Below are 25,976 nucleotides of genomic sequence, written 5' to 3'. Positions count from 1 at the left end.
CCATCGGTGCATCCCCACGACCCCATCGGAGCCGCACAGCATGACCGACGAGACCGCATCCGCCACCGAGCCCTCGGGCGACGGCCCCTCCGCCGAGGAGCTCGCCGCCGCCGAGACCAGCGAACAGCGACAGGTGCGGCTCGACAAGCGGGCGAAGCTGCTGGACGCCGGCATCGAGGCGTACCCGGCCGAGCTGCCGATCACCACGACGATCCCCGCCGTCCGCGAGCAGTACGCGCACCTCGAGACGGGCGAGGAGACGCAGGACGTCGTCGGACTCGCCGGGCGCATCGTGTTCTCCCGCAACACCGGCAAGCTCTGCTTCGCGACGCTGCAGTCCGGTGACGGCGCCCGCGTGCAGGCGATGGTCTCGCTGGCCGAGGTCGGCGACGAGTCCCTGGCCCGCTGGAAGGAGTTCGTCGACCTCGGCGACCACGTCTTCGTGCACGGCCGTGTGATCTCCTCGCGTCGTGGCGAGCTGAGCATCATGGTCGACGAGTGGGCGATCGCGGCGAAGGCGATCCTGCCGCTGCCGAACCTGCACAACGAGCTGAACGAGGAGACCCGGGTCCGCCAGCGGTACCTCGACCTGATCGTCCGCGACCAGGCCCGCGAGACCGTCCGCGCCCGTGCTGCCGTGATGTCCTCGCTGCGACGGACCTTCACCGGGCACGACTACCTCGAGGTCGAGACCCCGATGCTGCAGACGCAGCACGGTGGCGCCTCGGCCCGACCCTTCGTCACCCACTCGAACGCCTTCGACACCGAGCTGTTCCTGCGCATCGCACCGGAGCTCTTCCTGAAGCGCGCCGTCGTCGGCGGGATCGACCGGGTCTTCGAGATCAACCGGAACTTCCGGAACGAGGGTGCCGACTCGTCGCACTCGCCCGAGTTCGCGATGGTCGAGGCGTACCAGGCGTACGGCAACTACGAGCAGATGGCCGACCTGACCCAGGAGCTCGTGCAGAACGCGGCGAAGGCCGTCACCGGCGGCTCCCTCGTCGTCACGCTCGCCGACGGCTCCGAGTACGACCTCGGCGGCGAGTGGGCCCGCATGGACATGTACGGCTCGCTGTCCGAGGCCGCCGGGCGGGAGATCACCCCGGAGACCCCGCTGTCCGAGCTGGTGGCGCTCGCCGAGGCCGAGCGCGTCGAGGTCGCGCACGCCACGCACGGCAAGTACGTCGAGGAGCTGTGGGAGCACTTCCACGGGGACGACCTGCACGCGCCGACCTTCGTGATGAACTTCCCGGTCGACACCTCGCCGCTCACCCGCGAGCACCGCACCCGTCCCGGCGTGGTCGAGAAGTGGGACCTCTACGTCCGCGGCTTCGAGCTCGCGACGGCGTACTCCGAGCTCGTCGACCCCGTCGTGCAGCGCGAGCGCTTCGTCGAGCAGGCGAAGCTCGCCGCCGGTGGTGACCCCGAGGCGATGCGCGTCGACGAGGACTTCCTGCGCGCACTCGAGCACGCCATGCCGCCGTCGGGTGGCATGGGCATGGGGATCGACCGCCTGCTCATGGCGATCACCGGCCTCGGCATCCGCGAGACGATCCTGTTCCCGCTGGTGAAGTAGGGACGCGACCGGAGACGGACGGGAGGCGCGGTGCCGGCTGGCACCGCGCCTCCCGTCCGTGCGGTCCTCGTCGCGGGCAGGTGGCGGTCACCGTGGCGAGGTACGATGCTCCGGTGCCAGATGGAGTCGTGACCGGGATCATCTTCGCCGTGACGCCGACCGTCGTCGTCGGCCTGATCTTCTGGTTCGTGATGCGCGCGATCATGCGGGCCGACCGCACCGAGCGGTCCGCGTACGCCAAGGTCGAGGCCGAGGAGCGAGCGCGCTTCGAGCGCGAGCACGGCCGTCCGGCCCCCGCGCCGAGCTCGGTGGAGTAGCCCTCCCCGGCAGTCCGTCACCACCCGTTCACCGACGGGTGCTGCAGTGACGTGGTGACCGCACGTCCCTCGCCGTCGTCGACCCCCTCGGACCCGGCTGATCTCGACCCCGAGGACGCCTTCGGGCACTCCGTCCTGCCCGAGGCCGCACGTGACGCGGTCTGGCAGGACGATGACGACGACGACGTCGACGTCTGAGCGCCCGACGTCGGTCACCGACCGTTCACCCGGTCGTCGCCGGGCGGTCGTCCGCGCGGGTGAGCATCGTCCGCATGTCCATCACGCACGTCTTCACCGGCCGCAGCCTCGTCGGCGACATCGAGAGCGAGTACGACGAGTTCGACCTCGACGCCGACCTCGAGGTCGCCGAGCGACGGGACGGGTGGCTCGAACCCTCCTGGTGACACCGGGCCCCTGCGCTCTTCGGGGTACGGCACCCGGATCACGACGATCCGGAACGCCGTACCCCTTTTCCGTGTCCGCTCGGCGCAGCGGCGCGGGGTACACGCTTGCGATCGTCGATGAAACATCCCTGCAACACCGGAAACACGGCGACATCCCCTTGTGCGCGGGCATCCGACGGGGCCATGCTGACACCAGGCCTGTACCCCGCGGGGGACAGTTCTGCGGGTGAAGCACGACGTTCCCTGGGAATCGATCCGATCGGTTTGTGGGGTACACCTCGGGACCGCTTTACTCGTCAACACCCCCCACCGAGGCCATCACCGTCGAACCGCAGGGAGAGTCACCATGACGATCGCGACCGCAGCACCGAAGACGACGACCACTGGCACCACCGCGCGCCGCAGCAAGAAGGCAGCAGCCGCGAAGACCGCCGTCACCGCGGTGGAGACCACCACGCTCGACGCCGTCGAGGTCGAGGCCGACGAGCAGCTCGCGGGTGTCCGCGGCGCCTCGGTCGACCAGGTCGGCGACTACCTGCGCCACATCGGGCGCCTCTCGCTCCTGACCGCCGAGGAAGAGGCGGACATCGCCCGCCGCATCGAGGTCGGTCTGTTCGCCGAGGAGAAGCTCGCCACCGAGGCCGGCATCGACAAGACGCTGCAGCGCGAGCTGCGCTGGCTCGTCCGCGACGGTGAGCGCGCCAAGGAGCGCATGATCACCTCGAACCTCCGACTCGTCGTGAGCATCGCGAAGCGGTACTCGCAGCGCGGTCTGCCGTTCATGGACGTCATCCAGGAGGGCAACCTCGGTCTGGTCCGCGCGGTCGAGAAGTTCGACTTCACGCAGGGCTACAAGTTCTCGACCTACGCCACCTGGTGGATCCGCCAGGCGATCTCGCGTGGTCTCGCCGACAAGGCGCGCACCATCCGCATCCCGGTGCACACCGTCGAGCTCATCAACAAGATCTCGCGCACCGAGCGTGACCTGACCGTCGACCTCGGCCGCGCGCCGATGCCCGACGAGGTCGCCGCCGAGCTCAGCATGACCACCGAGGAGCTCCTCGACCTCAAGGGCCGCTCGCACGAGCCGGTGTCGATCCACACCGTCGTCGGTGACTCCGACGACAGCGAGCTCGGCGACTTCATCGAGGACGAGGACGCCGCGAGCCCGAACGAGCTGACCGAGACGACGCTCCTGCACCGCGACATCCGGTCGATCGTCTCCGAGCTGCCGACCGACGAGGCCAACGTCATCCGCATGCGCTACGGCCTGGACGACGACAAGCCGATGACGCTCGACGAGATCTCGAAGATCGTGCACACCACGCGCCAGGCGGTCAGCCGCGTCGAGTCGCGTGCCAAGCTGCGCCTGTTCGCGAAGGCCGTGAGCCAGGACATGCAGCTGTACCTGACCGACTGAGGTCAGCAGGCTTCGGCCGGCGCGTGAGCGTCGGCACGGGGAACCGGGTCGTCCTGTGGGAAGGCGGGCCGGTGGGGTGATGGGACGGCCCGTCCAGGCACTGCCTGGGCGGGCCACTTCGCTGTCCGGGGCCCAGCAGTCCCGCCCTGTCGTTGCCTGGGGTGCTAGTCCTCGATCTCGCGGCCGAGCTTCTGGCGCAGGTCCTGCGGGATGAGCTCGATGAGCTGGTCCGGGCGGACCGGCAGGTCGAGCAGGCTGAGCTTCACCCGGCCGGTACGTCCGTGCCGCTCGGCGTCCAGGCGCACCACGCTGCCGGCGTCCTTCCGCAGTCGGATGTCGATCTGCGCGCCGGTGGCGACCTCGCCCACGACGAGGCCGTCGACCTCGAGGGCCGCGCTCCGGGTCCCCTCGGCGATGTCGAAGCGGTAGCGCTCCCGTGCCGCCAGGACCACGGCGCGGTCGATGCCCGCCATCGGGGCGACCGGCGTCACCACGGAGCCGGAGAGCGCCGGGGAGAGCACGGGGCCGCCGGCCGCGTAGTTGTACGCGGTGGACCCCGCGGGGGTCGCGGCGACGATGGCGTCCGCACGGTAGTACCCGTAGCCGAGCCCGTTCACGCTGAGGTCGGCCGACACCTGCCCGGCTCCCGGCCGTCGCACGATCGTCAGGTCGTTGAACGCCAGGTAGTCCGTCCGCGCGCCACCCCACGACAGCCGGGCCTCGAGTGCGTGGTGCGGTTCGAGCTGGTACTCGCCGGCGGACAACCGGTCGAGGGCGGCCTCGAGCTCGGGCGGTTCGATCTCGACCAGGAAGCCGACGTTGCCGTAGTTCACACCGAGCACGGGCACCGGGCGCTTCGCCACGAGCCGCATCGCACCGAGCATCGTGCCGTCCCCACCGAGCGCGACGACGAGGTCGACCTGGTCGGTGAAGTCGTCGTCGCCGATCACCTCGACGTCGCCGCCGATGCGCTGGGCGTCCGCCCGCCGGGCGACGAGCCGACCCAGTCCGGAGGCGTTCCACCCCTGCAGGGTCGCGATCGACTCCTGCACGTTCTTGGTGGGGTGGACGACGAGTCCGACGACAGGCTGCTCCATGCCCAGATCGTAACCGTCCGGGCCTGGTCGACGGCAGGTGCGGAGGTCGCGGGCCACCGGGCGAAGAGAGGTCACGCCCACGGCGAACAGGGGCAGCCCTGCGGGGGTCCGCTGGTTAGTCTCGATGTACGTCACCGAGCTCCCACGAGCCCGGCAAGGGAGAGCACATGTTCGAGAGATTCACCGACCGAGCCCGTCGTGTTGTCGTCCTCGCTCAAGAAGAAGCGAAGATGCTCAACCACAACTACATCGGCACCGAGCACATCCTCCTCGGCCTCATCCACGAGGGCGAGGGCGTCGCCGCCAAGGCGCTGGAGTCGCTCGGCATCTCGCTCGATGCCGTCCGCGAGCAGGTCCAGGACATCATCGGGCAGGGCCAGCAGCAGCCGACCGGGCACATCCCGTTCACGCCGCGCGCCAAGAAGGTGCTCGAGCTGTCCCTGCGCGAGGCGCTGCAGCTCGGCCACAACTACATCGGGACCGAGCACATCCTGCTCGGCCTCATCCGCGAGGGCGAGGGCGTCGCCGCCCAGGTCCTCGTCAAGCTCGGTGCGGACCTCAACCGCGTCCGTCAGCAGGTCATCCAGCTCCTGTCCGGGTACCAGGGCAAGGAAGCGGTCGCCGTCGGCGGCGAGCAGCAGCAGAACGCCCAGCAGGGTTCGCAGGTCCTCGACCAGTTCGGTCGGAACCTCACCCAGGCGGCGCGCGACGGCAAGCTCGACCCGGTCATCGGGCGCGAGAAGGAGATGGAGCGGGTCATGCAGATCCTCTCCCGCCGCTCCAAGAACAACCCCGTCCTGATCGGTGAGCCGGGCGTCGGCAAGACCGCGGTCGTCGAGGGCCTCGCCCAGGCGATCGTCAAGGGTGACGTCCCGGAGACGCTGAAGGACAAGCAGCTCTACTCGCTCGACCTCGGGTCGCTCATCGCCGGGTCCCGCTACCGCGGTGACTTCGAGGAGCGCCTCAAGAAGGTCACGAAGGAGATCCGCACCCGCGGCGACATCATCGTCTTCATCGACGAGATCCACACGCTCGTCGGTGCCGGTGCTGCCGAGGGCGCGATCGACGCCGCGTCGATCCTCAAGCCGCTCCTCGCCCGCGGTGAGCTGCAGACGGTCGGTGCGACCACGCTCGACGAGTACCGCAAGCACTTCGAGAAGGACGCCGCACTCGAGCGTCGCTTCCAGCCGGTGCAGGTCAACGAGCCGTCGCTGCCGCACGCGATCAACATCCTCAAGGGCCTCCGCGACAAGTACGAGGCGTTCCACAAGGTGTCCATCACCGACGGCGCGATCGTCGCCGCGGCGAACCTGGCGGACCGCTACGTGCAGGACCGCTTCCTGCCGGACAAGGCCATCGACCTGATCGACGAGGCCGGCGCACGCCTCCGCCTGTCGATCCTGTCGGCGCCGCCGGAGCTCCGCGAGTTCGACGAGAAGATCTCGACGGTCCGCGGACAGAAGGAAGCCGCGATCGAGGAGCAGGACTTCGAGAAGGCCGCGAGCCTGCGCGACGAGGAGAAGAAGCTCCTCGGCGAGCGTCTCCGCCTCGAGAAGCAGTGGCGTGCGGGTGACGTCGCCGCGTCCGGCACCGTCGACGAGGGCATCATCGCCGAGGTCCTGGCGCAGGCCACGGGCATCCCGGTGTTCAAGCTCACGGAGGAGGAGACCTCGCGTCTCGTCTTCATGGAGAAGGCCCTGCACGAGCGCGTCATCGGTCAAGAGGAAGCCATCTCGGCCCTCTCGAAGACGATCCGCCGCACCCGTGCCGGTCTGAAGGACCCGAACCGCCCCTCGGGCTCGTTCATCTTCGCCGGCCCCACGGGCGTCGGGAAGACCGAGCTCGCCAAGGCGCTCGCCGAGTTCCTGTTCGACGACGAGGGCGCGCTGATCTCCCTCGACATGTCGGAGTTCGGTGAGAAGCACACGGTCTCGCGACTGTTCGGTGCCCCTCCCGGGTTCGTCGGCTTCGAGGAGGGCGGCCAGCTCACCGAGAAGGTGCGCCGCAAGCCGTTCTCCGTGGTCCTGTTCGACGAGATCGAGAAGGCCCACCCGGACATCTTCAACTCGCTGCTGCAGGTCCTCGAAGAGGGTCGTCTGACCGATGGTCAGGGCCGCGTGGTCGACTTCAAGAACACCGTCATCATCATGACCACGAACCTCGGTTCGCAGGGCATCGCGGGTGGCCCGGTGGGCTTCCAGGTCGAGGGTGACTCGGCCGTCGGCTACGACCGCATGCGCTCGAAGGTGAACGAGGAGCTCAAGAAGCACTTCAAGCCCGAGTTCCTGAACCGTGTCGATGACACGATCGTGTTCCCGCAGCTCTCGCAGTCCGAGCTGCTGCAGATCGTGGACCTCTTCGTGAAGCGCCTGGCGGACCGCCTGCTGGACCGCGACATGACGGTGGAGCTGACGCTCGCCGCCAAGGAGCAGCTCATCAAGGTCGGCTTCGACCCGGCACTCGGTGCTCGTCCGCTGCGTCGCGCGATGCAGCACGAGGTCGAGGACCAGCTGTCCGAGCACATCCTGCAGGGTGAGCTGAACGCGGGCGACCACGTGAAGGTCGACTTCGTGGACGGGAAGTTCGACTTCGAGACCGGGCGTCAGCCGGGTCGCGAGGAGGTCCTCGCCGGGGCTCCCGCAGTCGAGTCCGCGGAGACCCCGCAGGGCGAGATCGAGTCCTAGGACCGGTTCCACTCGGACGGGAGGCGCGGTGCCGGCTGGCACCGCGCCTCCCTCGCAAGCTCGGTCGGCGCACCCCGCGCAACGCTTCGCGTTGCACCAAGCGGGGTGCGCCCGTCCGTTCGTGGTCGCGGATCCGTGTGCGGGTTCCGGCGTGCGCTGCGGACGCGACCCCCGGGCGGGGGGTACCGTTGTTCGTGCGAGGGTTCCCCCCAACACCTCGCGACCGACGTCCGGCTGGTTCCCCCAACAGGTCGGACGTCAGTGGCCCCGGTCTCCCCCCGACCGGGGCCACTTCTCGTTCCGGTGAGTGTCCGTCAGCCGAGCGTCGCGGCGAACTCCCTGACGGCGCGCTCCCAGCGCTCCGGGTCCTCGTTCCACTCGAGCGTGTGCCGGGCGTGCGCGAAGGTCTCGACCCGGGCTCCGCGGGCGCGGTGCGTCTCGACGTCGGCCGCTGCCACCAGGGCATCGGCCGTCGAGTGCAGCAGGAGGGTCGGCGTGCGGTCGTCCTGCCAGCGGGTGACCGTGAGGGGGTAGGGCACCCCGGCGAGGCGGCTGAGACCCGGCGTGGTCGCGATCCGTCCCGCGACCACACCGACGGCCGCCGGGAAGCGCGCGGTCGTCACGGCGCCGCGCAGGGCCGACCGGACGTCGAGGAGCGGTGCGACCCCGACGATGCCGTCGACCGGCGTGCGTGCCGCCGCGGCGGAGGCAGCGAGGGCGCCGGCGGACCAACCCTGCAGCACCACCCGTTCGGCGCCGCGGGCACGCGCGGCGTGCGCGGCGGCGGCGACGCGATCGACCGCGGCGGGATCGAGGGAGCGCAGCGGCAGGTCGGACGTGTCGACCACCTGGTTGGAGGCGCCGAGCTCCCGCCAGACGCGCAGGCCACGCAGGACCTGCTGCGGGCCGAGCGACTGCCCGTGCACGTGGACGACGTGGGTGCGCCCGACGACGCCGTCCGGTTCGGCGCCCGGGACGGACCGCTCGTCGGCGTACACCAGCTCGGACTCCGGCGGCACGAACGGTGCGGGGCGGAGGAGCCGGCGAGCGGCGGCGGCCCCGAGGGCGACGCTGCCGGCGGTGGCGATCACGGTGCCGGTGACGGCGGTGCGGACGAGCTGCATGGTGTCCACCCTGCCAGGGTGACGTGTGCGTGCGGTCCCGCCCACAGCGGGACGGGAGGCGCGGTGCCAGCCGGCACCGCGCCTCCCGTCCGTCGTGCTGCGGGGTCCTAGGCCTGCACGTCGCCGCGCCAGCCCGGCTCGGTCGGGGCGTTCTCGACGCGCTCCTTGTAGTTCTGCAGGTCCTTCTTGACCGCGTGCCCGCCGACGCCGACCGCGGAGCCGAGCTTCTCGAGGAAGCCCGACGGCTCCCAGTCGATCTGCGCGGTGACGCGGGTCTCGTTGTCGGACAGCTTGTGGAACGTGACCACGCCCGCGTGGTCGGTGTCGCCGTCCTTGACGGTCCACGCGACGCGCTCGTCCGGGTGCTGCTCGGTGATGACGGCGCGGAACTCGCGCTCCTGACCGGCGACCTTGACGGTCCAGTCGGTGGTCTTGTCGTCGACCTGGACGATCTTCTCGACCTCGTCGAGGAAGTGGGGGAACTCCTCGAACCGGGTCCACTGGTCGTAGGCCTGGCGGACGGGGACGTTGACGTCGACGGTCTCGATGATCTGGGGCATGGTCGCTCCTTCGTTTCGTCGTGCTCTTCGGGTTCGTGACCGACGCTATGCCGCTCCGGCTGGAGGCTCCCCAGGGCAGTGTCCCCCTGCTGCGCCGTATGCTCGACGGGATGAGTGGCAACGGCAAGCACGCGTTCGACGAGCGGGACGAGCACGGCATCCGGGTGCGCCCGGCCCTGGCCTCGGACGTGCCGCACATCCAGCGGCTCATCGCTCCGTACGTCGACCGGCGCATCCTGCTCGGCAAGGAGAACGTCGCGCTCTACGGCTCGATCCAGCAGTTCCGGATCGCCGAGGGGCCGGACGGCACGCCGATCGGCTGCGGTGCCCTCGCGGTGTTCTGGGACGACATCGCCGAGGTCCGCACGCTCGCGCTCGACGCCGACTGGATCCACAAGCGGGTCGGCCACCGGATGCTCGAGGCGCTCGAGCACGACGCCCGGGAGCTCGGCGTCGCCCGCATCTTCTGCCTGACCTTCGAGGTCGAGTTCTTCGCGAAGCACGGGTACCTGGAGATCGGCGAGCAGGTCGTGTCACCGGACGTGTACGCCGAGCTCGTGCGCTCGTCGGACGAGGGGGTCGCGGAGTTCCTCGACCTCGCCCGGGTGAAGCCGAACACGCTCGGCAACACCCGCATGTTGAAGATCCTCTGACCGGGATCCGCTGACCGGGATCCTTCGGTCGGGGGCCACTGACCGGCGATCCGCTGCCTGTGGATTGCTGACGCGTTCGGTGACGCATCGGCGTCGCGTCGCTGCGGAGAGACCCGTTCGCCCTACCCTGTGCGCATGTCGTCGTTCCGTCACCCTGTCGGACCCGAGTCGTCCGGTGTCTACTGGCGTCGTCGCGTGCTCGTCGCCGGCGTGCTGCTGCTCGTGGTCGTGGTGGTCGTGCTGATCGTGGTCGGGCGGGGGAGCGGGGCCTCGTCCGCGTCGGCGCCGGGGGCCTCGCCGTCGGCTGGTGGTGGAGCCGCGTCCGACGGCTCCGTGGCCGCGTCCGGGGCGGCGTCCGCTCCCGCTGGTGACGGCTCCTCGTCAGCCCCGTCGGCGTCCGCCGCGGCACCCGCTTCGGCCTCCGGTGACGCCACGACGTGCTCCGAGGACCAGATCGAGCTCACGCCGGTCGTCGACAAGGGCACCTACGGGCCGACCGAGGACCCGCAGATCGCGATGTCGATCACGAACACCGGCTCCGACTCGTGCCACCTGGACCTCGGCTCGGCGCAGCAGGTCCTGACGATCAGCTCCGGGCAGGAGCAGTACTGGTCGTCGAAGGACTGCCAGACGGGCGGGACGAACCAGGACGTCACGATCAAGGCGGGGCAGGAGCTCACCACGCCGGCGATCGCCTGGGACCGCACGCGCTCGTCGACGACCACGTGCGACGGTGCTCGGCCGTCGGTGCCCGGTGGCGGGGCGAGCTACCACCTGCAGGTGTCGGTGGGGGACCTGGAGTCGAAGGAGTCGGCGCAGTTCGTGCTGAACTGAGCTGATACGCCGCGCGTGCTAGCCTGAACGCAAGTGGATTGGGAATGCCCGATCGGCGTCCGACCCCCGGCTCTGCCGGGGGTTTTCGCTTGTCCGGAGCGGGGTCCCGCTGCTCAGGGGTAGACCTTCAGTCCCCACCCAGCGACGGAGCCGCTCGGAGACTTCGGCATCCGTTGCAGGATTCGTTCCCAAGCCCGGTTCGTCCTGTCCGGGTGCAGAAGGTGGGTGCCGATCGGCCTGGCTACGAGATCAGCCAGCTGCAGACCGGTGCTGTTCGCTTGTTTGTGGGCGATGCAGAAGCGGAAGGTCTCGGGCATGCCGCGCATCTTGGTTCGTCGCATGATGCGGTCGAACTCGTCCTCGAGCTCTCGATCCTCCAACCGTCCGCGGCTCTCGAACACGACCGTTGTCTCGCGGCGGGAGACGCCCCGAGCCTGCAGCTGGAGGAAGACCCGCTCGAGACCGTACTCGAGTGCCACGTGGTACGGGCTGGTGTCCAGCCCGACGCGATCCCGGAATTCGGTCTTCCTGATCGCCGTGGCCACGACGCCGAACCGTTCTTCGAAGAGTTCATCGATGCGGCTCATGAAGGCCGCCCTCGTCTCGGCGTTGAGCAGGATGTCGAAAGGCGGCTTCGACTGGCGAATCTCGCGTTCGTGCAACACGACCATGTCGTGGTTGAAGAAGTCGAACTTCAGGCGTTGCACCAGCGGTACGATCCGGTCGACGTAGAGGTCGATGGGGAAGATCGAGAAGGCCAGCACGAACATCGGGTAGTCCGGGTTGATGCTGGTGAGACTGTGGTCCCCGCTCTCGTCGACGTAGACCACGAAGCCGCTCCCCATGAAACGGCAGCATATCAGCAGGCGTCCCTTGCGCTCGTGCGCCGATGGTCTGCGTCTCGAGGGGCTGCGGCGCGCCCGGCACGTCATCCGAGTGACGCACTCCGCGCCGGGAGCTGTCCACGCTGCGTCATGCTGACAGAGTGTCGGATCAAGGAATCGTGCGGGAGTCAGCCTCGGCCTACGAGCGTGATCACGGCGTCGAGCCGGTGAAGATCGCGACACTCAAGGGGCTCCGGAAGCGCGCGAAGCGCGGTCTGTTCGAGCCCGCGGACGACACGATCTGGTCGGACGGCGTCCGGAGCGAGTAGCGGCGCTGCTGCCGAGGGGCTGCTCCCGCACCTCCTCCTAGAGCTGCTCCTCGACTGAACCCGGTTCGAGTCCGGTCATGAAGTCGTCGAGGAACGTCTGCATGTCGAACGGCTGCGCGCTGTCTTCCGGTCCGTGGTGCGTGGAAGTCATGCCACCACGCTACGTCACATTGCTAGGGCGTCTAGCGATTTGTCCGGAAGCGGCGCTGCGCGGAAGCAGCGCCTGTTGGGGGCGAGGCTGTCCGGAGGTGGCGCTGACCCGAGGCGGCGCTGCCCGGAAGCGACGCCGCCTGGACATGCGAACGGGCTCGCCGTCCGAAGACGACGAGCCCGTTCCGAGCAGCTGAGGTCAGCCGATGACCGAGATGTTCTCGGCCTGCGGGCCCTTGCGGCCCTCGGTGATCTCGAATTCGACCTTCTGGTTCTCCTCGAGCGACTTGTAGCCGTTGCCAGCGATCGCGGAGAAGTGCGCGAAGACGTCGGCGCTGCCGTCGTCCGGAGCGATGAAGCCGAAGCCCTTTTCGTTGTTGAACCACTTGACGGTGCCAGTTGCCATGATGGCGTTTCCTTAACTTTCTTGCCAGGCCACGTTCGTTGCCTGTCTTGCGAGACGGCTCTTGCTGCCGCCGATCCACCGACGGTTGTCGTCAGATCAGTGCGTCCCGCGGGCATGGGCCGGTGGGACGGGTTCGGGGCCAGGCGACCTGGGAAGATCAGTGACCGATGGCGCTCGAAGGTGCAGAGCACCGGAAGAACGATGGACTCCCGCCGAAGCGGTTGAGACCAACCTACCGTGCTGTGGCCGCAATGGAAGAGGCAGCGCCCACTTCTGTGCAGGATCTCCGCCTCGCAGCCGTTCCTGTTCGCCGTCGGCGTGCAGATCTGGTGGACTAGGGGTGATGGCAGACAAGGAACAGCGCTTCCGGAGCGAGCAGCTCGAGGAGGCCCTCGCGAAGCAGGACGTCGCCGCGGTCGCGTTCGCCCTGCGGAACGACATCGTGATCGTCCCCCGGCTCGTCACCGGCAAGAAGGACATGCAGGTCCGCGTCTTCGGCCGCGAGGGCTCGGACAAGCGCATCCTGCTGCTCTTCTCGTCCGCCGATGCGTACACCGCGATGGTGCCGGACGAGAAGGTCCGCCAGGTCATGGTCTACGACGGGCCGCGGCTCGACGAGTTCCTGGCGGCGCACCTCGACTCGCTCGAGGGCGTGTTCTTCGACATCGCCGGGCCACACACGATGCAGGCGGCACCGGCGGACCTGCTGGCGGCGCTCCGCGCGTAGGCGCGGGCCTGGGCGGCGTCGGTTCGCTCTGGAGGCGCGACGCGCGCCCGTCCTGCGGCTCGCCACGGGCGATCGGTCCGGTCCGGCCTGGTCCGGTTCGGTCAGAGCTGGTCCGGTCCGGTCCGGTCAGGGCCGTCGGTGCCGGTTCCGGTCAGAATGCGCGGTCGAGCTCGCGTTCACGGACCGACTGCGTCAGCGAGAACGCGACGCGCAGCGCCTCGCGCAGGTGCTCGGCGTCCGCGCCGAGCACGGTCGTGAACCCGAGCCGCGAGGCCTCGTTCGCCCGCTGCTTCGCGCCCGTCGCCGGACGGATCTCGCCGGCCAGACTGATCTCGCCCACCGCCGCCAGTGTGTGCGGGTACGGACGGTCCCGCGCAGCGCTCGCCAGGGCCAGCGCGATCGCCAGGTCGGCGCCCGGCTCGGTGAGCTTCATCCCGCCGACCGTCGAGACGTAGACGTCTGCATCGGACAGCTTGAGGCCGGCGCGTCGTTCGAGCACGGCGAGCAGCATCGCCACGCGTGACGCGTCGACACCGTTCACGACCCGGCGCGGCTGCGGTGCGGAGCTCGGCACGACGAGCGCCTGCACCTCGACCGGGAGCGCACGGCGTCCTTCGAGTGCCACGGTCACGCACGTGCCCGACACCGGGGTGCCGTTCCGCGACATGAAGAGGCCGCTCGGGTCCGGGACCTCGTGGATGCCGTCGCCGGCCATGTCGAAGCAGCCGACCTCGTCCGTCGGGCCGAAGCGGTTCTTGAGTGCCCGGACGAACCGGAGTGCGGTCTGCCGGTCGCCCTCGAAGTGGCAGACGACGTCGACCAGGTGTTCGAGCAGTCGCGGACCCGCGATCGTGCCGTCCTTCGTGACGTGGCCGACGATGAGGACGGGCAGCGACCGCTCCTTCGCCACCCGGATGAGCGTGGAGGCGACCTCGCGCACCTGGGAGGTGCCGCCGGCGATGCCGTCCACGGTGCTCGACGAGATCGTCTGCACGGAGTCGGCGATGACCAGGTCCGGTTGCACCTGGTCGATCTGGCCGAGGATGACGCCGAGGTCGACCTCGCTCGCCAGGTAGAGCTGGTCGTGCATGGCGTTCGTGCGCTCGGCGCGGAGTCGGACCTGGTCCACTGACTCCTCGGCGCTGACGTAGAGGACCCGCTTGCCGGTCGCTGCCGCACGGGAGGCGACCTCGAGCAGCAGTGTCGACTTGCCCACGCCCGGCTCGCCGGACAGCAGTACGGCGGCCCCGGGCACGATGCCGCCGCCGAGCACGCGGTCGAACTCGCCGATCCCGGACGTCCACCGCTGGACCCCCGTTCCGCGGGCCTCGGTGATCGGTCGGGCCACGCGCGCTCCAGCGACGGAGACGGCAGCGGGCCCGCGCGAGCTCGCCGCGGCCGCCGTCGTGTCCTCGACCGTGCCCCACGCCTGGCACTCACCGCAGCGGCCGACCCACTTGATGCTGGTCCACCCGCACTCGGTGCAGCGGTAGAGGGACTGGGTGCGCGCCATGGCTCGAGGCTAGAGCGCCCCGCCGACACCGCGGTGCCGCGGAGCGTGCCGGCCGTGATCGGTGTCCTCGCCGTGCTCGTCGTCGGCGCCGCGCTCGTCGTCCTCGTCGTGCGCGGGCGTCCGGTCGTGGCCGCCTGGCTGCTCGGGCAGGGGGATGCCGCCCGTCATCCGCTGCCGCAGCCGCTCCACGCGACCGGGTCGGCCGCCGTGGTCGAGCTCCGTTGCGTGCTCGACGTCCTGCTCGGCCCGGGCGCTCGCGACGGCGCCGGCCTCGCGACCGAGGTCCTCGGCCTCACGTGCGGACAGGTAGTGCCGGATCGCGGCGACGGTGTCCACACGGGCATCGACCGCAGGCTCGAAGGCGCTCGCCCAGATCTCGTACCCGCGGTCGTTCGGGTGGAACAGGTCGCCGTAGCTGTTGAAGAACGTCCGACGGAGCCCGACGCGCTTCGTGATGACGTGGAGCGGCGCCACGGTCAACCCGAGTTCGGCGGCGACGCGGTGCACGATGTCGTTCGCCACGGCGACCTTGCGCTCGCGGTCGGGCACGAACATGCACGGGAGCTCGGCGACGATCGCGTGCGACGGCACAGCGCTGTAGATCGCGCGGATGTTCCGTTCGAACTTGTCCGGGTGGAAGTCCGCGATGTCGTTCGCCCCGATCGACACCGTGCAGACGTCCGGCGAGTACTGCCGCAGTTTCGGGAGCTGGTCGTGCTTCGCACCCCACGTCGTCGCGCCCGAGACGCTGAGGTTCACCACCCGCACCGACATGCGCGATCGGTGCCGGATGCGGCGGGCCAGGAGCCCGACGTACCCCCGGCCGGGAGCCGTCGCGCCGACGCCCTGCGCTGCGGAGTCGCCGATCGCGAGGTACGTCAGCTGCCCCTCGTGCTGCAGGCGCTCCCGCCACCAGTCGGCGTGCACGGGCAGCATGTCGACCACGCGCTGGGATGCGGCTCGCTGCCCGCGGATCCCCGCTCGGGCGCCGAATGCGCCACCGCCCACGACGGCGAGCCCGCCGATGACGGAGGTGAGCAGGGCGACGAGGGTGCGGGTCTTCATGCCGGAGACCGTACGCGGGCTCGCTCACCCTGGGCTCTGCCGAGGCTGGCCCGTGGATGGACGGCGGGACAGCGCCGGCTGTGAAGGGGAGCGGCCGGTGGTGGTCGTGAGCACCGCCGGAGTCGTGTAAACTCTTTCCCGGTACCGTGTCCGAGCGGCCGAAGGATCATGTCTCGAAAACATGTGTGGGGGCAACTCCACCGTGGGTTCAAATCCCACCGGTACCGCCACAGAAGACCCCCGTTCACGCGGGGGTCTTCTTGTTTCTCACGTGGAATCGGTCGAGCCGCCGAGGTCCTCGATCGCGACGACCTGCTGATCATCGACCGCCTCGAGGTGGAGGTCGGCTTCGAGGACCTGCCGCACCCTGTGCCGGCGATCGTCTCCGCGGTGCAGAACGGGCCCGCGGCGCGGACGGCCGCGTTCGTGCTCGTGACCCGGCGCAGTGGGACGTCGAGCGAGATCCCCGACCGCGCAGCTGAGGAGCCCGCCCGTGCGGTGCCGTTCCCGTTGCCACCGGCGCTGCCGGCGCACATCTGGGTGGGCGCCCCGGCGGGCTCCTGCACGCAGACGCTGATCCGGCCACCGGCACGCTCACGATCCAGACCGGTGAGGGCGAGTTCGAGCTCGTCGGGCTTCCCGGCAACGCGCCAGCTCGTTGGCGCCGCGGTCGGGCGTGCTCCAGGACGAGCTCGACGCTGGCGTGACCGGCGCGATCCAGACCGGCGACGTCGACGGGTACCGAGGGGGTCGCGATCAGGCCGGCCTGAGCTGATGGTCCCGGTCGTGGCCCCTGGGACACATCCACGAGGACCCTCGTGGTCGGCGGTGACCCTGCCGCTTAGGGTGGCCGCGTGGAAGACGTACGCGGTCCGAGCCTGACGCGACTGCTCGTCACGCTCGCGGGCCTGCTGGTCCTGGCCGGAGCGCTCGTCATCGGCGTGCTCGCCGCCGTCGGCACCGCAGCTCAGCGCACGCTCGGGCCCTCGCACACCGCGGACGGCAGCACCTGCAGCCCGCTCGGCGGTGAGTGCAGCCAGCTCTCGCGTTCTGCCGTCGAGCAGATGGTCGGGATCAGCCTCCCGGCAGGAACACGACTCGTCTCCTCCGGGAGCCGGGACATGTTCAAGGCGGACGAATCGTGGGCGGTGGCGTGCGTACCGGAGGCGCAGCGGGTGTTCGACGCGGCCGAGGCCGACGGCTTCGTCCCGCGCACACCCTCCGACCACCCCGAACGCCGCGACTGGTCCGACAAGCAGCCCACGGACCTCGAGGTGCATCGAGCGGCGGCACTCGGAGCCGACCAGTGGCTCCAGCTCGGAGGGGCCTGCTCGGGCGGCTCGTACGTCTACCTCGGCCACTTCCTCGACAAGTGAGCGCCTCGCGGAGCCCGAGCGTGCGCGGTGCCTCGAGGCTGACATGGATCCTGCCGAGTGCAGCCCTCGTCGTCCTCATCGCGCAGATCATGGCCTGCGTCCTCGCCTACCGGTACGTGGCTCCGATCGACGCGGCATGGGAGGCCGACCCTGAGCGTCTCCGCGGCGTCCTGCACGCTCATCCGGCGGGTGTCTGGGCGGCGCGGCGGGCTCTCGCCCTGATCTGGATGGCGACTGTCCCCGTGGCGATGGCCGCGACGATGCTGGCCGTATCGGCCATCGACCGCTTCTGCGCCCAGGGTGCGGTCCACACCTTCGCGCAGACGGTCACAGTAGCTGGGGTCACCACTTCCGTCGCGGGTGTCGTTCTCGCAGTGCTCGCCGTCCTGGAGATCCTGAGCTCATGACGGACCGCTTCGGGGTGCAGGCCCGACCGCCGCGCGTGCTAGGTCAAGAACACCAGTGTGCCGATGCCGATCCAGACGAAGGCGACGCCGGTCAGCGCTGCAAGGCTCACGAGACTGGTCGCGATGATCGCGGACGCCTGTTCCTTCCAGAGCCGGAGTGAACTCGTCGCGATGACCAGGGCGACCACGGCCGCGGGCGGGGTCCCGATCAGCGCGACAGCCTGCACAGTAGCGATGGCGCGATCCTCCGAGGTGGGCGGCGTGTCCTCTGCGTCGTGGTCGAACTGGGAGGGCGGTGTGCGGGCGGCAAGATCGAACGCCGCGGGGGCCAGACCACGCCTCCCGTCACGACGATCAGCGCGATGGCGACGAGCGCTCGGACGTTCAGTGGAGCGCGCTGCGTCTGCCCCAGAAGCCCATGCGCCGACACTGGTGTGGCGCGATGATCGTGCACGAGGAGGGGCGACGACGCAGACACCAGGACCGCCGGCGGATGGCGGGGCTCGACGCGAGCGTCGACGCGGGCCGCGGGACGCCGCAGGCGTCGAACCTCGGTTCAGGACGCCGCCCACAGGTTGAGTGGCCAGGACAGCACCAGCGCCGCAATGACGCAGACGATCGAGATGAGCGGGAGCCACCAGAAGCTCACGCCCTTCCTGCGACGAGAAAGACCTCCCCAGAGCGGGAGCACGATGCTCAGGAGCTCTGCGATGAGGAAGCCGATGTAGATTCCTTGCTGCGCGCCCTCTGAGCACGTTTCCGTTCCCCCGCAGGGCGTGTAGACCATGAGGGCGAACTGGTAGATGAACCAGACGAACGTCGCCGTGACCACCGCTACGACGTTCAGGAGAATGAAGGTCACGTCCCGCCCGAGTGAGGTGGTCATTTCATCCCTTCGCTTGCTCGATCCTGACCGAGCTCCGACTCGTCAGCGAATCGCCGCTGGGGATCCGTGATGACGTTCCGGAGGAAGCTCGACGCATCCGAGCGGATCTTGGTGTCCTCGTTGTAGGAGTCGGAGGGTCCGAAGCTCGCCGTACTCCCGACCTGGCAGACGAAGTCGTTCGAGGAGCAACAGGAGCGAACGAGCGGGATGGCACCGAATGCGATGCTGTTCCCCGTCCAGCTGTCCATGCTGCCAGCTGGTCGGTCACAAGAGATTGCACCGTATGCCGCGATGCGCGCCTTCTCCCCAGCTTCCTCACGAGCAGGTCGCACTCGATCGAGGCGACGATGCCCCACGCCAGGCAGTCGGAGTCGCCCATGGCCGCTTCGCAGATCGCCGCCCACGCGTCCTCCTCGTCGAACTGCGCGATGCGCACGGCCCCGCCCTCGACGGTGAACGGTGCGACGGGGAGACCGCGCGCGCCGCGGGGTGCGCCACCGGTCGGTGTCGACGTCGTGGTCGGTGTGGGCGTCGGCAGGGGTTCGGCGGCCGCGTCCAGGAGGACCGCCTGAGGCCGGTCCGGCTCGGGCGTCGGGGTCACCCAGCTGCCGACCCCGGCCACGAGCGCCAGGATCGAGAGGCTCGCACCGAGCCACAGCGCCCCGTCTGGCGCTGCGCACGTCGGCGACGGAGACGGTCGGGCGCCACCCCGGTGTCCGAGGAGCGGTCGTCCTGCGCACCGATCGCCAGTGCCGTGTCGACGGCGAGGTCCCACCAGCGGACGCGCCGCCTCGAGCGACCCGCCTGTCCGTATCTGCGCCCGCACGACGTGCACGGACGTCCTCATCGGCAGGTGCTCCACGCGGCGAGGCTGCTGAGGCGGCCCGGACCACCGCGGGCCCCTGTTCGGGCCGGACCGGACGCCTGTCGGCTCGCCACTGGCGGACGGGAGGCGCGGGGGCAGCCCGCCCCGCGCCTCCCGTCCGGCCGTCGTCACGTCGAGTCGCCCGCCGTCTTCCGCCGCACCCGCCCCGCCGACCGCGGCGGGTGCTGCCGCAGGTGCCCGCTGATCCGCCCGAGGACGTCCCCCAGCTGCGCGGCGTCGTCGTCGCTGATGTGCGCGAACAGCAGTCCGTGCACCGTCGCGATGTGCCCGGGCAGCACGGTGGCGAGCGCGTCGCGCCCGGCGTCGGTGAGGGAGACCACGGTGCTCCGCTCGTCGTCGGGTGACGGTCCCCGCGTGACGAGCCCGCGCTGCTCGAGCACCTGTGCCTGGTAGGTGAGCCCGCTCCGGCTGTAGACGACCCCGTCCGCCAGGTCGGTCATCCGCAGCCGCCCGTCCGGCGCATCGCCCAGCCGGGCGAGCAGCTGGAACTGCACGTAGCTGAGTTCGCCGGCGTCGCGGAGCTGCTGCTCGACGGCTGGGCGCAGCAGGGCCGCGACCTCGGTGAACGACAGGTACGCGCCGAGCTGGGTCGGGGTGAGCGCCGACGGGGGAGAGTCCATGCCCCGATCCTACCTGTTGCTTCGAACTCGAAGCAGGTGTACGGTCGACCCATCGCTTCGAATTGGAAGCAAACAATGAAGGGGAACATCATGAACGAGGACACCATGCAGGCAGTGCGGTTCCACGAGGTCGGCGGTCCGGAGGTCCTGCGGATCGAGGACGTCGAGCGCCCGGTTCCGGGCACGGGCGAGGTGCTTGTGCAGGTCACCGCCTCCGCCTACAACGCCGCCGACAACGGCATGCGCGGCGGGTTCCTGCCGATCCCGGTCCAGCTGCCGCACGTTCCCGGCTACGACGTGTCCGGCACGGTCGCCGCGCTGGGCGAGGGCGTCGACGGCCTCGCCGTGGGCGACGCGGTGGTCGGGTTCCTGCCGATGGAACGCGACGGCGGTGCCGCCGAGTACGTCGTCACACCCGCGGAGGCACTGGTCGCCGCCCCGACGGGCGTCCCGCTGGTGGACGCCGCGGCACTCCCGTCGGTGGCGCTGACGGCATGGCAGGCACTGTTCGACGAGGGTCGCCTCGAGGCGGGCCAGCGCGTGCTGATCAACGGCGCCGGTGGCGTGGTCGGGAAGTACGCGATCCAGCTCGCCGTCCGTGCCGGTGTGCACGTGGTCGCCACCGCGAGCCCGCGGAGCGCCGACGCGGTCCGCGCCGCGGGGGCCCAGCAGGTGATCGACCACACCACGACCGACGTCTTGGCGGCGGTCGACGAGCCGGTCGACGTGCTGCTGAACCTCGCGCCGATCGAGCCGGAGCAGTTCCGGGCGCTCGTCGCCGCCGTGCGTGACGGCGGGGTCGTGGTGAGCACCACGGCGTTCATGGCGACGCCGGACGACGAGTCCCGGGGCGTCCGCGCCGCCACGGTGTTCGTCCTGCCGGACCGCGGGCGCCTGGCCGAGCTCGTCGCGCTCGTCGACGCCGGGCAGCTGACGGTCGAGGTCACCCGGCGCATCCGGCTCGAGGACCTCCCGGCGCTGCACGCCGAGGGCGCGGCCGGGCGGATCGCCGGCAAGGTCGTCGTCACCGTCTGAGGGACGACGACCGCCGGCCGGTCAGCCGATGAAGGACGCCGCGTCGACCGCGTGCTCGCCCGTGACGTACGGGGTGAGGTCGACCACCCGGTCGTCGAGGCGGAAGACGTACCGGCCGACCTGCTCGACCACGGCGCTCCCGCCGAGCCAGTCCGCGGCCTCGGAACGCTCCTCCGGTCGGAGCCAGTCGACGGGGTCGGACGTCGACCGGAACCCGAGGACCGCCGCGGTGTCCTGCAGCGCCCGACGCTCGTCGGCGCCGAGCAGGTTCCGCTCGCTGCGGAAGTAGACCGAGTCGGGGTCCACCTCGTACAGCCGCCGCATCCACACCCGGTGGACCGAGGACACCAGCGCGTTGCGGGCGCCCTCGCCGGAGGGGTCGCCCACCCGCTCGGCGTTGTCCCAGAACGGCGCGACGTCCGGTCCGACACGGGCTCCGTCGAACACCCCGACCGAGGGGATCATCGGGACCCCGCACCCGAGCAGGTAGACGTCGTCGCCGACGGTGGCTCGGATGTGCTCGATCGCCTGCCGGTAGACCTGTTCGCGGGGCAGGTCGACGTGTCGGTGCCCGGCGATCGCCCCGGCGTACATGAAGTCGAGCTTCAGGTAGCTGTAGCCGTCCGCGGTGATCCGGTCGAACACCCCGCGGAGGTGGTCGGTCACCTCCGGGTTCGTCGTGTCGAGCGAGTGGTAGTGCGACCCCCAGTTGTGCCCGGTGACGAGCGGACGGCCGTCGTCACCCGCGACGAGCAGGTCGGGGCGCTCGGTGGCGATCGTCGAGCCGGGCAGGGCTATCAGCGGCGCGAGCCAGATGCCCGGACGGAAGCCGTGGCGCGCGATGGTCCGTGCGGTCGCCGCCATCCCGCTCGGGAAGTCGGGCCCCGCCGTCCAGTCGCCGACGATGGGCTCCCACCCGTCGTCCAGCTGGAAGACGTCGACCGGGTAGCCCTCGAGGTCGGCGGCCGCCCGCGCGATCCGGTCCTCGGTGATGTCCTCGTGGTACGAGTACCAGCTGCTCCACACGGTGCCGGCGCGGGCCGTCCGGCGACCGAGCCGCTCGGTGACCCGGTCGGCGTACGCGGCGAAGACGTCCTGCTCGGCGCCGTACGCGACGAACCACTCCGCGTCGTCCTGCTCGCTCGACGCCCACAGGACGTTGCCGTCGGCGCCGACCCGCGGGGTGCCGAGCCCGAGCGCCCCGACGAGGAGGGTGCCGCCGTCCGGACCGGTCACCGCACCCACCGCGCTGCCGGAGTGCGCGTGCGGTGTCTCGTTCGCGGCGTCGTCGGCGGTCAGCAGGCGTTCGGGGCTGTCCTTGATCCCGATGGTGTCGCCGTCGACCCGCGTCCACCCGCTCGGGCTCCACGAGTTCCAGCCGTGCCGGTAGAACTCGGCGCGGTGCCCGAAGGGGTGGAGCAGCGCGACGGGGCCAGCCGGGACGAGCCACCCGTCCGCCGTCCGGCGGGGTGGTCCGGAGACGTTCGCGGGCACCCGGAGGCCGTCGAACTCGAACGTGTACTGCACGGGTGGTCTCCTCGTGGTGTCGGTGCGTGGTGTCGATGCCTGGTGTCGGTGCGTGGTGTCAGCGGGCGGCGCTGGAGGTGGCCGGGACCGTCTCCGCGGTGAACCGCTCGGGGATCGGTGCCCCGGCCCGGCGCATCGCGACCAGGACGCTGCCGACGGTCGGATCGTGTCGGGGTTCGACGAGCTCGAGGGTCGTGTCCTCGGCGAGCAGTGCGGTGGCGAACGCCTCGCGGAACCGCGGCGCCCGGAAGAGCCCGCCGGAGTACGACACGGGGACCGGCTCGCCGGCGGGGAAGCCGAGCGCGCGGACCGTCGTGCCGACCAGGGTCGTGAGCTCCGCGGCGGCGCGGTGCAGGACGTCGGCAGCAGCGTCGTCGCCGGCGTCGGCGGCCGCGACGACCACCCTCGCCAGGTCGGCGACGGTCCCGCGGTCCGCGCCCCACTCGTCCATGACGACGCCGATCAGGTCGAGGTCCTCGGTCACCCCGACCCGCTCGCGCACGAGTGCGTGCAGCGGACCCCGGGGGAGTCGGCCGTCCGCCATCCGCGAAAAGGCGTTGAGCCCCTGGACGGCGACCCAGTACGCGGACCCCTCGTCGCCGAACACCTCGCTCCAACCGCCGACGCGGTGCGCGGTGCCGCCGCGCTCGCCGTAGGCCATCGACCCGGTGCCGGCGATCACGTTGACGCCGTCGCGGCCGGCCAGCGATCCGGCCCAGCCGCCGACCATGTCGTTGCCGCAGGAGTACCGGTCGTGTCCGAGCACGTCGGCGGGGAGGGCGTCGAGCACGGGGGTGTCACGACTCGACTCCCCGTGACCGGGGATGCCGAAGTGCGCGAACGTGATGTCCGCCGGGGCGATGCCGGCCGCCGACGTCACCGCGTCGACGCCCGCACGGACGACGTCGCCGACGAGACCGGTCCCCGCGTCGAACCATGAGGAGGCCGGCTGCCGCGACTCGGCGAGCGTGGTGCCCTCGCCGTCGGTGAGCAGGAACGCGGTCTTGGTGCCGCCGCCGTCCATGCCGAGGAAGACGGTCATGCCCGTGCAGCTCCCGCGCGGTGGTCGTGGATGGTCACGCCCTGGACGACGCGGTTGACCGTGCCGCCCGGGAACGGGTTGTCCGGCGTGCACCCGTGCGCGACGGACGTGGCGAGGGCGAGGAGCTGGGCGAAGCCGACCAGGGCGACGCTGCGGAACGCGTCGTCGAGGCCCGCCAGGTCGTCGAGCGGGAAGGAACGCTCGTCGTCCGCGTCCCCGCCGACCGAGACGACCCGGACGGCTCCGTCCGCGCGGAGCTCCCGGAGGATGTCCGCGTCGTACCGCGCCGTGTACGGGTCCGACGAGCCGTAGACGACCACCAGGGTGTGCGCACCCGCGACGGCCTTCGGGCCGTGCCGGAAGCCGAGCGGGGTGTCGAAGAACGACACGACCCCGCCGGCGGTGAGCTCGAGCAGCTTCAGCGCCGACTCGCGTGCCAGGCCCTGCAGCGCTCCGCTGCCCAGGTACACGACGCGTTCGGTGCCCTCCGCGAGCGAGGCGATCCGTGCCTCCAGGCCGGCGATCGTCCGTGCCGCCGCGACCAGCGCGCCGGTACCGGCCACGAGCTCCGGCCGGAAGGCCAGGAGGACGGCGAGGAGCATCGTGGAGAAGCTGGACGTCATCGCGAAGCCGGTGTCGTTCGTCTCGGCCGGCATGTCGAGGACGAAGGACCGGTCCTGCCCGCGGTGCTCGCGGGCGAGGGCGCCCGTGGGGTCGCAGGTGACGACCAGGTGGTGCGCACCGGGCGCGACGTCGTCGACGACGCGGGTCGCTGCGACGCTCTCCGGACTGTTGCCCGAGCGGGCGAACGAGACCAGGAGCACCCGGCCGGGGTCGCCGAGCGAGCCGTGCGGGTCGGCGACGATGTCGGTCGTGGCGATCGACTCGACGCGACGGCCGAGGTGGCGGCGCAGGTCGACGCTCGCGATGTCCCCGACGAAGGCCGAGGTGCCGGCCCCGGTGAGCACGATGCGCAGGTCCTCGTCGGCGAGCAGCGGCTGCAGGAAGGCGTCGAGCGCGGCACGGCGGTCGTCGAGCGACGCGACGAGGCGCTGCCAGCTGTCGGGCTGCTGCAGGATCTCGCGGTGGGTCGCGGTCTCGTCGGCGCGGACGGGGGCGGTGGTGGTCACAGGGACTCCTTGCTGGTGGTGGTGGTGACCGTACCGGTGGCCTGCGCGCGCGGGGCGACGGCGGCGGCGTACGGACGCAGGACGTCGCGGACGCGGTCGAGCACGATGTCCTCGGCACGGTTCGGCAGCAGGCCCTCGCGGACCCGCTCGTACTGCACGGGCAGGTACTGGCTCAGCAGCGGGAGCGGGATGCCGACCGCGTCGAGGCTGCGGACGAGCGCCTCGGTCGCGGCGGTGATCTCCGGGTCCGGCCAGTAGTAGCGCATCCGGTCGCTGTAGCTGTAGGTGCGGGCGATGCGCTGCTCGTGCGCGTCGCCCTCGTAGTAGCGCTCCCAGCGGTCCGGCTCCGCGAGCATCCGACGCTCGACGACGCTGCGCAGGTCGACCGCGCTGCCGTCCGGGACGAGTTCCGCCTCGACGGCGTCGAGGGCGAACAACGCCTCGCGGAGCCCGAAGGTCAGGCCGGGGCCGACCTTGAGCACCGCCCAGTGGTCGTCGACCAGGGCACGGAGCGCCTCGGGCGTCTGGTAGTCGGTCGAGTGGGCCTCGTACACGAGTCCGGGCGTCGCCTCGATGACCTCCTGCAGCGCGGTCGTGGCCTCGGGCACGTAGTCGATGACCTGCAGGTGGTCGAACTCCACCGCGGGCTGCACGACGAGCGCGACGACGCGCGGCCACACGTCGGCGAGGCCGGCGCGCTCGAACGCCGCACGGTGCACGTCGAGCGTCCCGACCGCGGCCGTCGCCGGGGTCGGCTCGAGGTCGTGCAGCGTCTCCTTCGCCCCGCCGGGGGTCGGGACCTCGGTGCCGATGACGTAGACGATGCCGTCGCGGTCGATCCCGGCGTCGGTGGCGGCGGACTCCGCGGCGGCGAGCAGCACGGCGGCCCGCTCGGCGACGACCGCGTCGGTCAGCGGGGCGACCTCGCCCTGCAGCGGCATGCTGCAGTCGAGGTGGATCTTCGTGTAGCCGGCGGTGACGTAGGCACGGACGAGGTCGACGGCGAGCGGCATCGCCTCGGCGGCCGGGCGGTCCTGCCACGTGTTCGGGCCGAGGTGGTCGCCGCCGAGGACGAGCCGGTCGGCCGGGAAGCCCTCGGCCTCGGCGAGGTCGAGCACCGCGGCCCGGAAGTCCGCGGGGGTCATGCCGGTGTACCCGCCGAACTGGTCGACCTGGTTGGAGGTCGCCTCGACGAGCAGGGGCGCGTCGTCCTCGAGCGCCTGGCGCATCGAGGCCCGCAGGACGTAGGGGTTCGCCGAGCAGACCGAGTACATGCCCTCACCGGATCCGGCACGGTGGCGAGCGACGAGCGCAGTGATGGGGTTCACGTGGTTCTCCTGGTGCGTGCGCCGCGGTCGGCGGCGCTGCCGACGCGGCACCGTCC

27 protein-coding genes and 1 tRNA gene are annotated in these 25,976 nt (G+C 70.8%); 14 read left to right on the top strand and 14 right to left on the bottom strand.

Annotated features, from left to right (window positions below):
- Nucleotides 1–40 precede the first annotated feature (40 nt).
- From lysS to M3677_RS05975, 5 genes are all read left to right on the top strand, one after another.
- Nucleotides 41–1,576, top strand: coding sequence for a lysine--tRNA ligase (lysS, locus tag M3677_RS05990; protein ID WP_251160031.1), 1,536 nt, complete (start codon nucleotides 41–43; stop codon nucleotides 1,574–1,576).
- Nucleotides 1,577–1,689: 113 nt separating this feature from the next.
- Nucleotides 1,690–1,893 (top strand): hypothetical protein, encoded by a 204-nt coding sequence (locus M3677_RS05985; RefSeq protein ID WP_251160030.1) that lies wholly within the window; start codon nucleotides 1,690–1,692, stop codon nucleotides 1,891–1,893.
- Nucleotides 1,894–1,947: 54 nt separating this feature from the next.
- The gene (locus tag M3677_RS05980; RefSeq protein ID WP_251160029.1) at nucleotides 1,948–2,091 is read left to right on the top strand and encodes a hypothetical protein; all 144 of its coding nucleotides are present in this window, start codon (nucleotides 1,948–1,950) and stop codon (nucleotides 2,089–2,091) included.
- A 74-nt stretch (nucleotides 2,092–2,165) separates the two neighbouring features.
- Entirely contained in the window at nucleotides 2,166–2,297 is a 132-nt protein-coding gene (locus M3677_RS17965) for a hypothetical protein (protein ID WP_268746767.1), read from the top strand.
- Between the two features lie 346 nt (nucleotides 2,298–2,643).
- Entirely contained in the window at nucleotides 2,644–3,717 is a 1,074-nt protein-coding gene (locus M3677_RS05975; protein ID WP_209684601.1) for a sigma-70 family RNA polymerase sigma factor, read from the top strand.
- A 164-nt stretch (nucleotides 3,718–3,881) separates the two neighbouring features.
- Here the strand turns inward: M3677_RS05975 and M3677_RS05970 are convergent, their stop codons facing one another.
- Nucleotides 3,882–4,814 (bottom strand): NAD(+)/NADH kinase, encoded by a 933-nt coding sequence (locus M3677_RS05970; RefSeq protein ID WP_066651419.1) that lies wholly within the window; start codon nucleotides 4,812–4,814, stop codon nucleotides 3,882–3,884.
- A gap of 167 nt (nucleotides 4,815–4,981) precedes the next feature.
- Here M3677_RS05970 and M3677_RS05965 point away from each other — a divergent pair, with 167 nt between their 5' ends.
- A complete protein-coding gene (locus tag M3677_RS05965; RefSeq protein ID WP_066651428.1) occupies nucleotides 4,982–7,498 on the top strand; it encodes an ATP-dependent Clp protease ATP-binding subunit in 2,517 nt (838 codons plus the stop codon).
- A gap of 314 nt (nucleotides 7,499–7,812) precedes the next feature.
- On the opposite strand, the gene M3677_RS05960 is transcribed toward M3677_RS05965, so the two are convergent.
- Nucleotides 7,813–8,631 carry a hypothetical protein gene (locus tag M3677_RS05960; RefSeq protein ID WP_251160028.1) on the bottom strand — a complete coding sequence of 273 codons (819 nt, stop codon included), beginning with the start codon at nucleotides 8,629–8,631 and terminating at the stop codon, nucleotides 7,813–7,815.
- A 98-nt stretch (nucleotides 8,632–8,729) separates the two neighbouring features.
- Nucleotides 8,730–9,182 (bottom strand): SRPBCC family protein, encoded by a 453-nt coding sequence (locus tag M3677_RS05955; RefSeq protein ID WP_066651432.1) that lies wholly within the window; start codon nucleotides 9,180–9,182, stop codon nucleotides 8,730–8,732.
- Nucleotides 9,183–9,292: 110 nt separating this feature from the next.
- On the opposite strand from M3677_RS05955, the gene M3677_RS05950 reads away from it, so the two are divergent.
- Nucleotides 9,293–9,835, top strand: coding sequence for an amino-acid N-acetyltransferase (locus M3677_RS05950; RefSeq protein ID WP_209684599.1), 543 nt, complete (start codon nucleotides 9,293–9,295; stop codon nucleotides 9,833–9,835).
- Between the two features lie 135 nt (nucleotides 9,836–9,970).
- Entirely contained in the window at nucleotides 9,971–10,669 is a 699-nt protein-coding gene (locus tag M3677_RS05945; protein ID WP_251160027.1) for a hypothetical protein, read from the top strand.
- A gap of 113 nt (nucleotides 10,670–10,782) precedes the next feature.
- Here M3677_RS05945 and M3677_RS05940 read toward each other — a convergent pair whose 3' ends face one another.
- Complete coding sequence (locus tag M3677_RS05940; protein ID WP_251160026.1) at nucleotides 10,783–11,514, bottom strand: DUF3800 domain-containing protein; 732 nt, start codon at nucleotides 11,512–11,514, stop codon at nucleotides 10,783–10,785.
- A 158-nt stretch (nucleotides 11,515–11,672) separates the two neighbouring features.
- Between M3677_RS05940 and M3677_RS05935 the strand changes: the two genes are divergently transcribed.
- Entirely contained in the window at nucleotides 11,673–11,822 is a 150-nt protein-coding gene (locus tag M3677_RS05935) for a hypothetical protein (RefSeq protein ID WP_158407719.1), read from the top strand.
- A gap of 349 nt (nucleotides 11,823–12,171) precedes the next feature.
- Here M3677_RS05935 and M3677_RS05930 read toward each other — a convergent pair whose 3' ends face one another.
- A complete protein-coding gene (locus M3677_RS05930) occupies nucleotides 12,172–12,378 on the bottom strand; it encodes a cold-shock protein (RefSeq protein ID WP_022904520.1) in 207 nt (68 codons plus the stop codon).
- Nucleotides 12,379–12,721: 343 nt separating this feature from the next.
- On the opposite strand from M3677_RS05930, the gene M3677_RS05925 reads away from it, so the two are divergent.
- Nucleotides 12,722–13,105, top strand: a complete 384-nt coding sequence (locus M3677_RS05925) for an SseB family protein (RefSeq protein ID WP_066651438.1) — start codon at nucleotides 12,722–12,724, stop codon at nucleotides 13,103–13,105.
- A gap of 151 nt (nucleotides 13,106–13,256) precedes the next feature.
- Here the strand turns inward: M3677_RS05925 and radA are convergent, their stop codons facing one another.
- Complete coding sequence (radA, locus tag M3677_RS05920; RefSeq protein WP_066651439.1) at nucleotides 13,257–14,618, bottom strand: DNA repair protein RadA; 1,362 nt, start codon at nucleotides 14,616–14,618, stop codon at nucleotides 13,257–13,259.
- Nucleotides 14,619–14,627: 9 nt separating this feature from the next.
- A complete protein-coding gene (locus tag M3677_RS05915) occupies nucleotides 14,628–15,683 on the bottom strand; it encodes an SGNH/GDSL hydrolase family protein (RefSeq protein WP_251160025.1) in 1,056 nt (351 codons plus the stop codon).
- A gap of 140 nt (nucleotides 15,684–15,823) precedes the next feature.
- Here M3677_RS05915 and M3677_RS05910 point away from each other — a divergent pair.
- From M3677_RS05910 to M3677_RS05900, 3 genes are all read left to right on the top strand, one after another.
- Nucleotides 15,824–15,913, top strand: a tRNA-Ser gene (locus tag M3677_RS05910).
- A 624-nt stretch (nucleotides 15,914–16,537) separates the two neighbouring features.
- Nucleotides 16,538–17,059 (top strand): hypothetical protein, encoded by a 522-nt coding sequence (locus tag M3677_RS05905; RefSeq protein ID WP_066651486.1) that lies wholly within the window; start codon nucleotides 16,538–16,540, stop codon nucleotides 17,057–17,059.
- A 20-nt stretch (nucleotides 17,060–17,079) separates the two neighbouring features.
- Nucleotides 17,080–17,466, top strand: coding sequence for a hypothetical protein (locus M3677_RS05900; RefSeq protein WP_144411198.1), 387 nt, complete (start codon nucleotides 17,080–17,082; stop codon nucleotides 17,464–17,466).
- A 38-nt stretch (nucleotides 17,467–17,504) separates the two neighbouring features.
- Here M3677_RS05900 and M3677_RS05895 read toward each other — a convergent pair whose 3' ends face one another.
- From M3677_RS05895 to M3677_RS05885, 3 genes are all read right to left on the bottom strand, one after another.
- Nucleotides 17,505–17,693 carry a hypothetical protein gene (locus M3677_RS05895; RefSeq protein ID WP_066651491.1) on the bottom strand — a complete coding sequence of 63 codons (189 nt, stop codon included), beginning with the start codon at nucleotides 17,691–17,693 and terminating at the stop codon, nucleotides 17,505–17,507.
- Nucleotides 17,694–18,022: 329 nt separating this feature from the next.
- A complete protein-coding gene (locus M3677_RS05890) occupies nucleotides 18,023–18,352 on the bottom strand; it encodes a hypothetical protein (RefSeq protein WP_066651492.1) in 330 nt (109 codons plus the stop codon).
- 993 nt (nucleotides 18,353–19,345) lie between these two features.
- Nucleotides 19,346–19,858 (bottom strand): MarR family winged helix-turn-helix transcriptional regulator, encoded by a 513-nt coding sequence (locus M3677_RS05885; RefSeq protein ID WP_066651500.1) that lies wholly within the window; start codon nucleotides 19,856–19,858, stop codon nucleotides 19,346–19,348.
- Between the two features lie 105 nt (nucleotides 19,859–19,963).
- Here M3677_RS05885 and M3677_RS05880 point away from each other — a divergent pair, with 105 nt between their 5' ends.
- Nucleotides 19,964–20,893, top strand: coding sequence for an NADP-dependent oxidoreductase (locus M3677_RS05880; RefSeq protein WP_066657609.1), 930 nt, complete (start codon nucleotides 19,964–19,966; stop codon nucleotides 20,891–20,893).
- Nucleotides 20,894–20,914: 21 nt separating this feature from the next.
- On the opposite strand, the gene M3677_RS05875 is transcribed toward M3677_RS05880, so the two are convergent.
- The 4 genes from M3677_RS05875 to M3677_RS05860 are packed head-to-tail and all read right to left on the bottom strand — an operon-like array spanning nucleotide 20,915 to nucleotide 25,920.
- Nucleotides 20,915–22,420 carry a glycoside hydrolase family 36 protein gene (locus tag M3677_RS05875; RefSeq protein ID WP_251160024.1) on the bottom strand — a complete coding sequence of 502 codons (1,506 nt, stop codon included), beginning with the start codon at nucleotides 22,418–22,420 and terminating at the stop codon, nucleotides 20,915–20,917.
- A gap of 58 nt (nucleotides 22,421–22,478) precedes the next feature.
- Nucleotides 22,479–23,462, bottom strand: a complete 984-nt coding sequence (locus tag M3677_RS05870) for an N-acetylglucosamine kinase (RefSeq protein WP_251160023.1) — start codon at nucleotides 23,460–23,462, stop codon at nucleotides 22,479–22,481.
- The gene (locus tag M3677_RS05865) at nucleotides 23,459–24,592 is read right to left on the bottom strand and encodes an SIS domain-containing protein (protein ID WP_209684547.1); all 1,134 of its coding nucleotides are present in this window, start codon (nucleotides 24,590–24,592) and stop codon (nucleotides 23,459–23,461) included. The genes M3677_RS05870 and M3677_RS05865 overlap by 4 nt, the downstream gene beginning before the upstream one ends.
- Entirely contained in the window at nucleotides 24,589–25,920 is a 1,332-nt protein-coding gene (locus tag M3677_RS05860) for a D-tagatose-bisphosphate aldolase, class II, non-catalytic subunit (protein WP_251160022.1), read from the bottom strand. The genes M3677_RS05865 and M3677_RS05860 overlap by 4 nt, the downstream gene beginning before the upstream one ends.
- Nucleotides 25,921–25,976 lie beyond the last annotated feature (56 nt).

It is taken from the genome of Curtobacterium sp. P97, from assembly GCF_023712445.1.
In the GTDB taxonomy this organism is placed as follows: Bacteria; Actinomycetota; Actinomycetes; order Actinomycetales; family Microbacteriaceae; genus Curtobacterium.
This window is presented reverse-complemented; position numbering and strand designations above follow the sequence as displayed.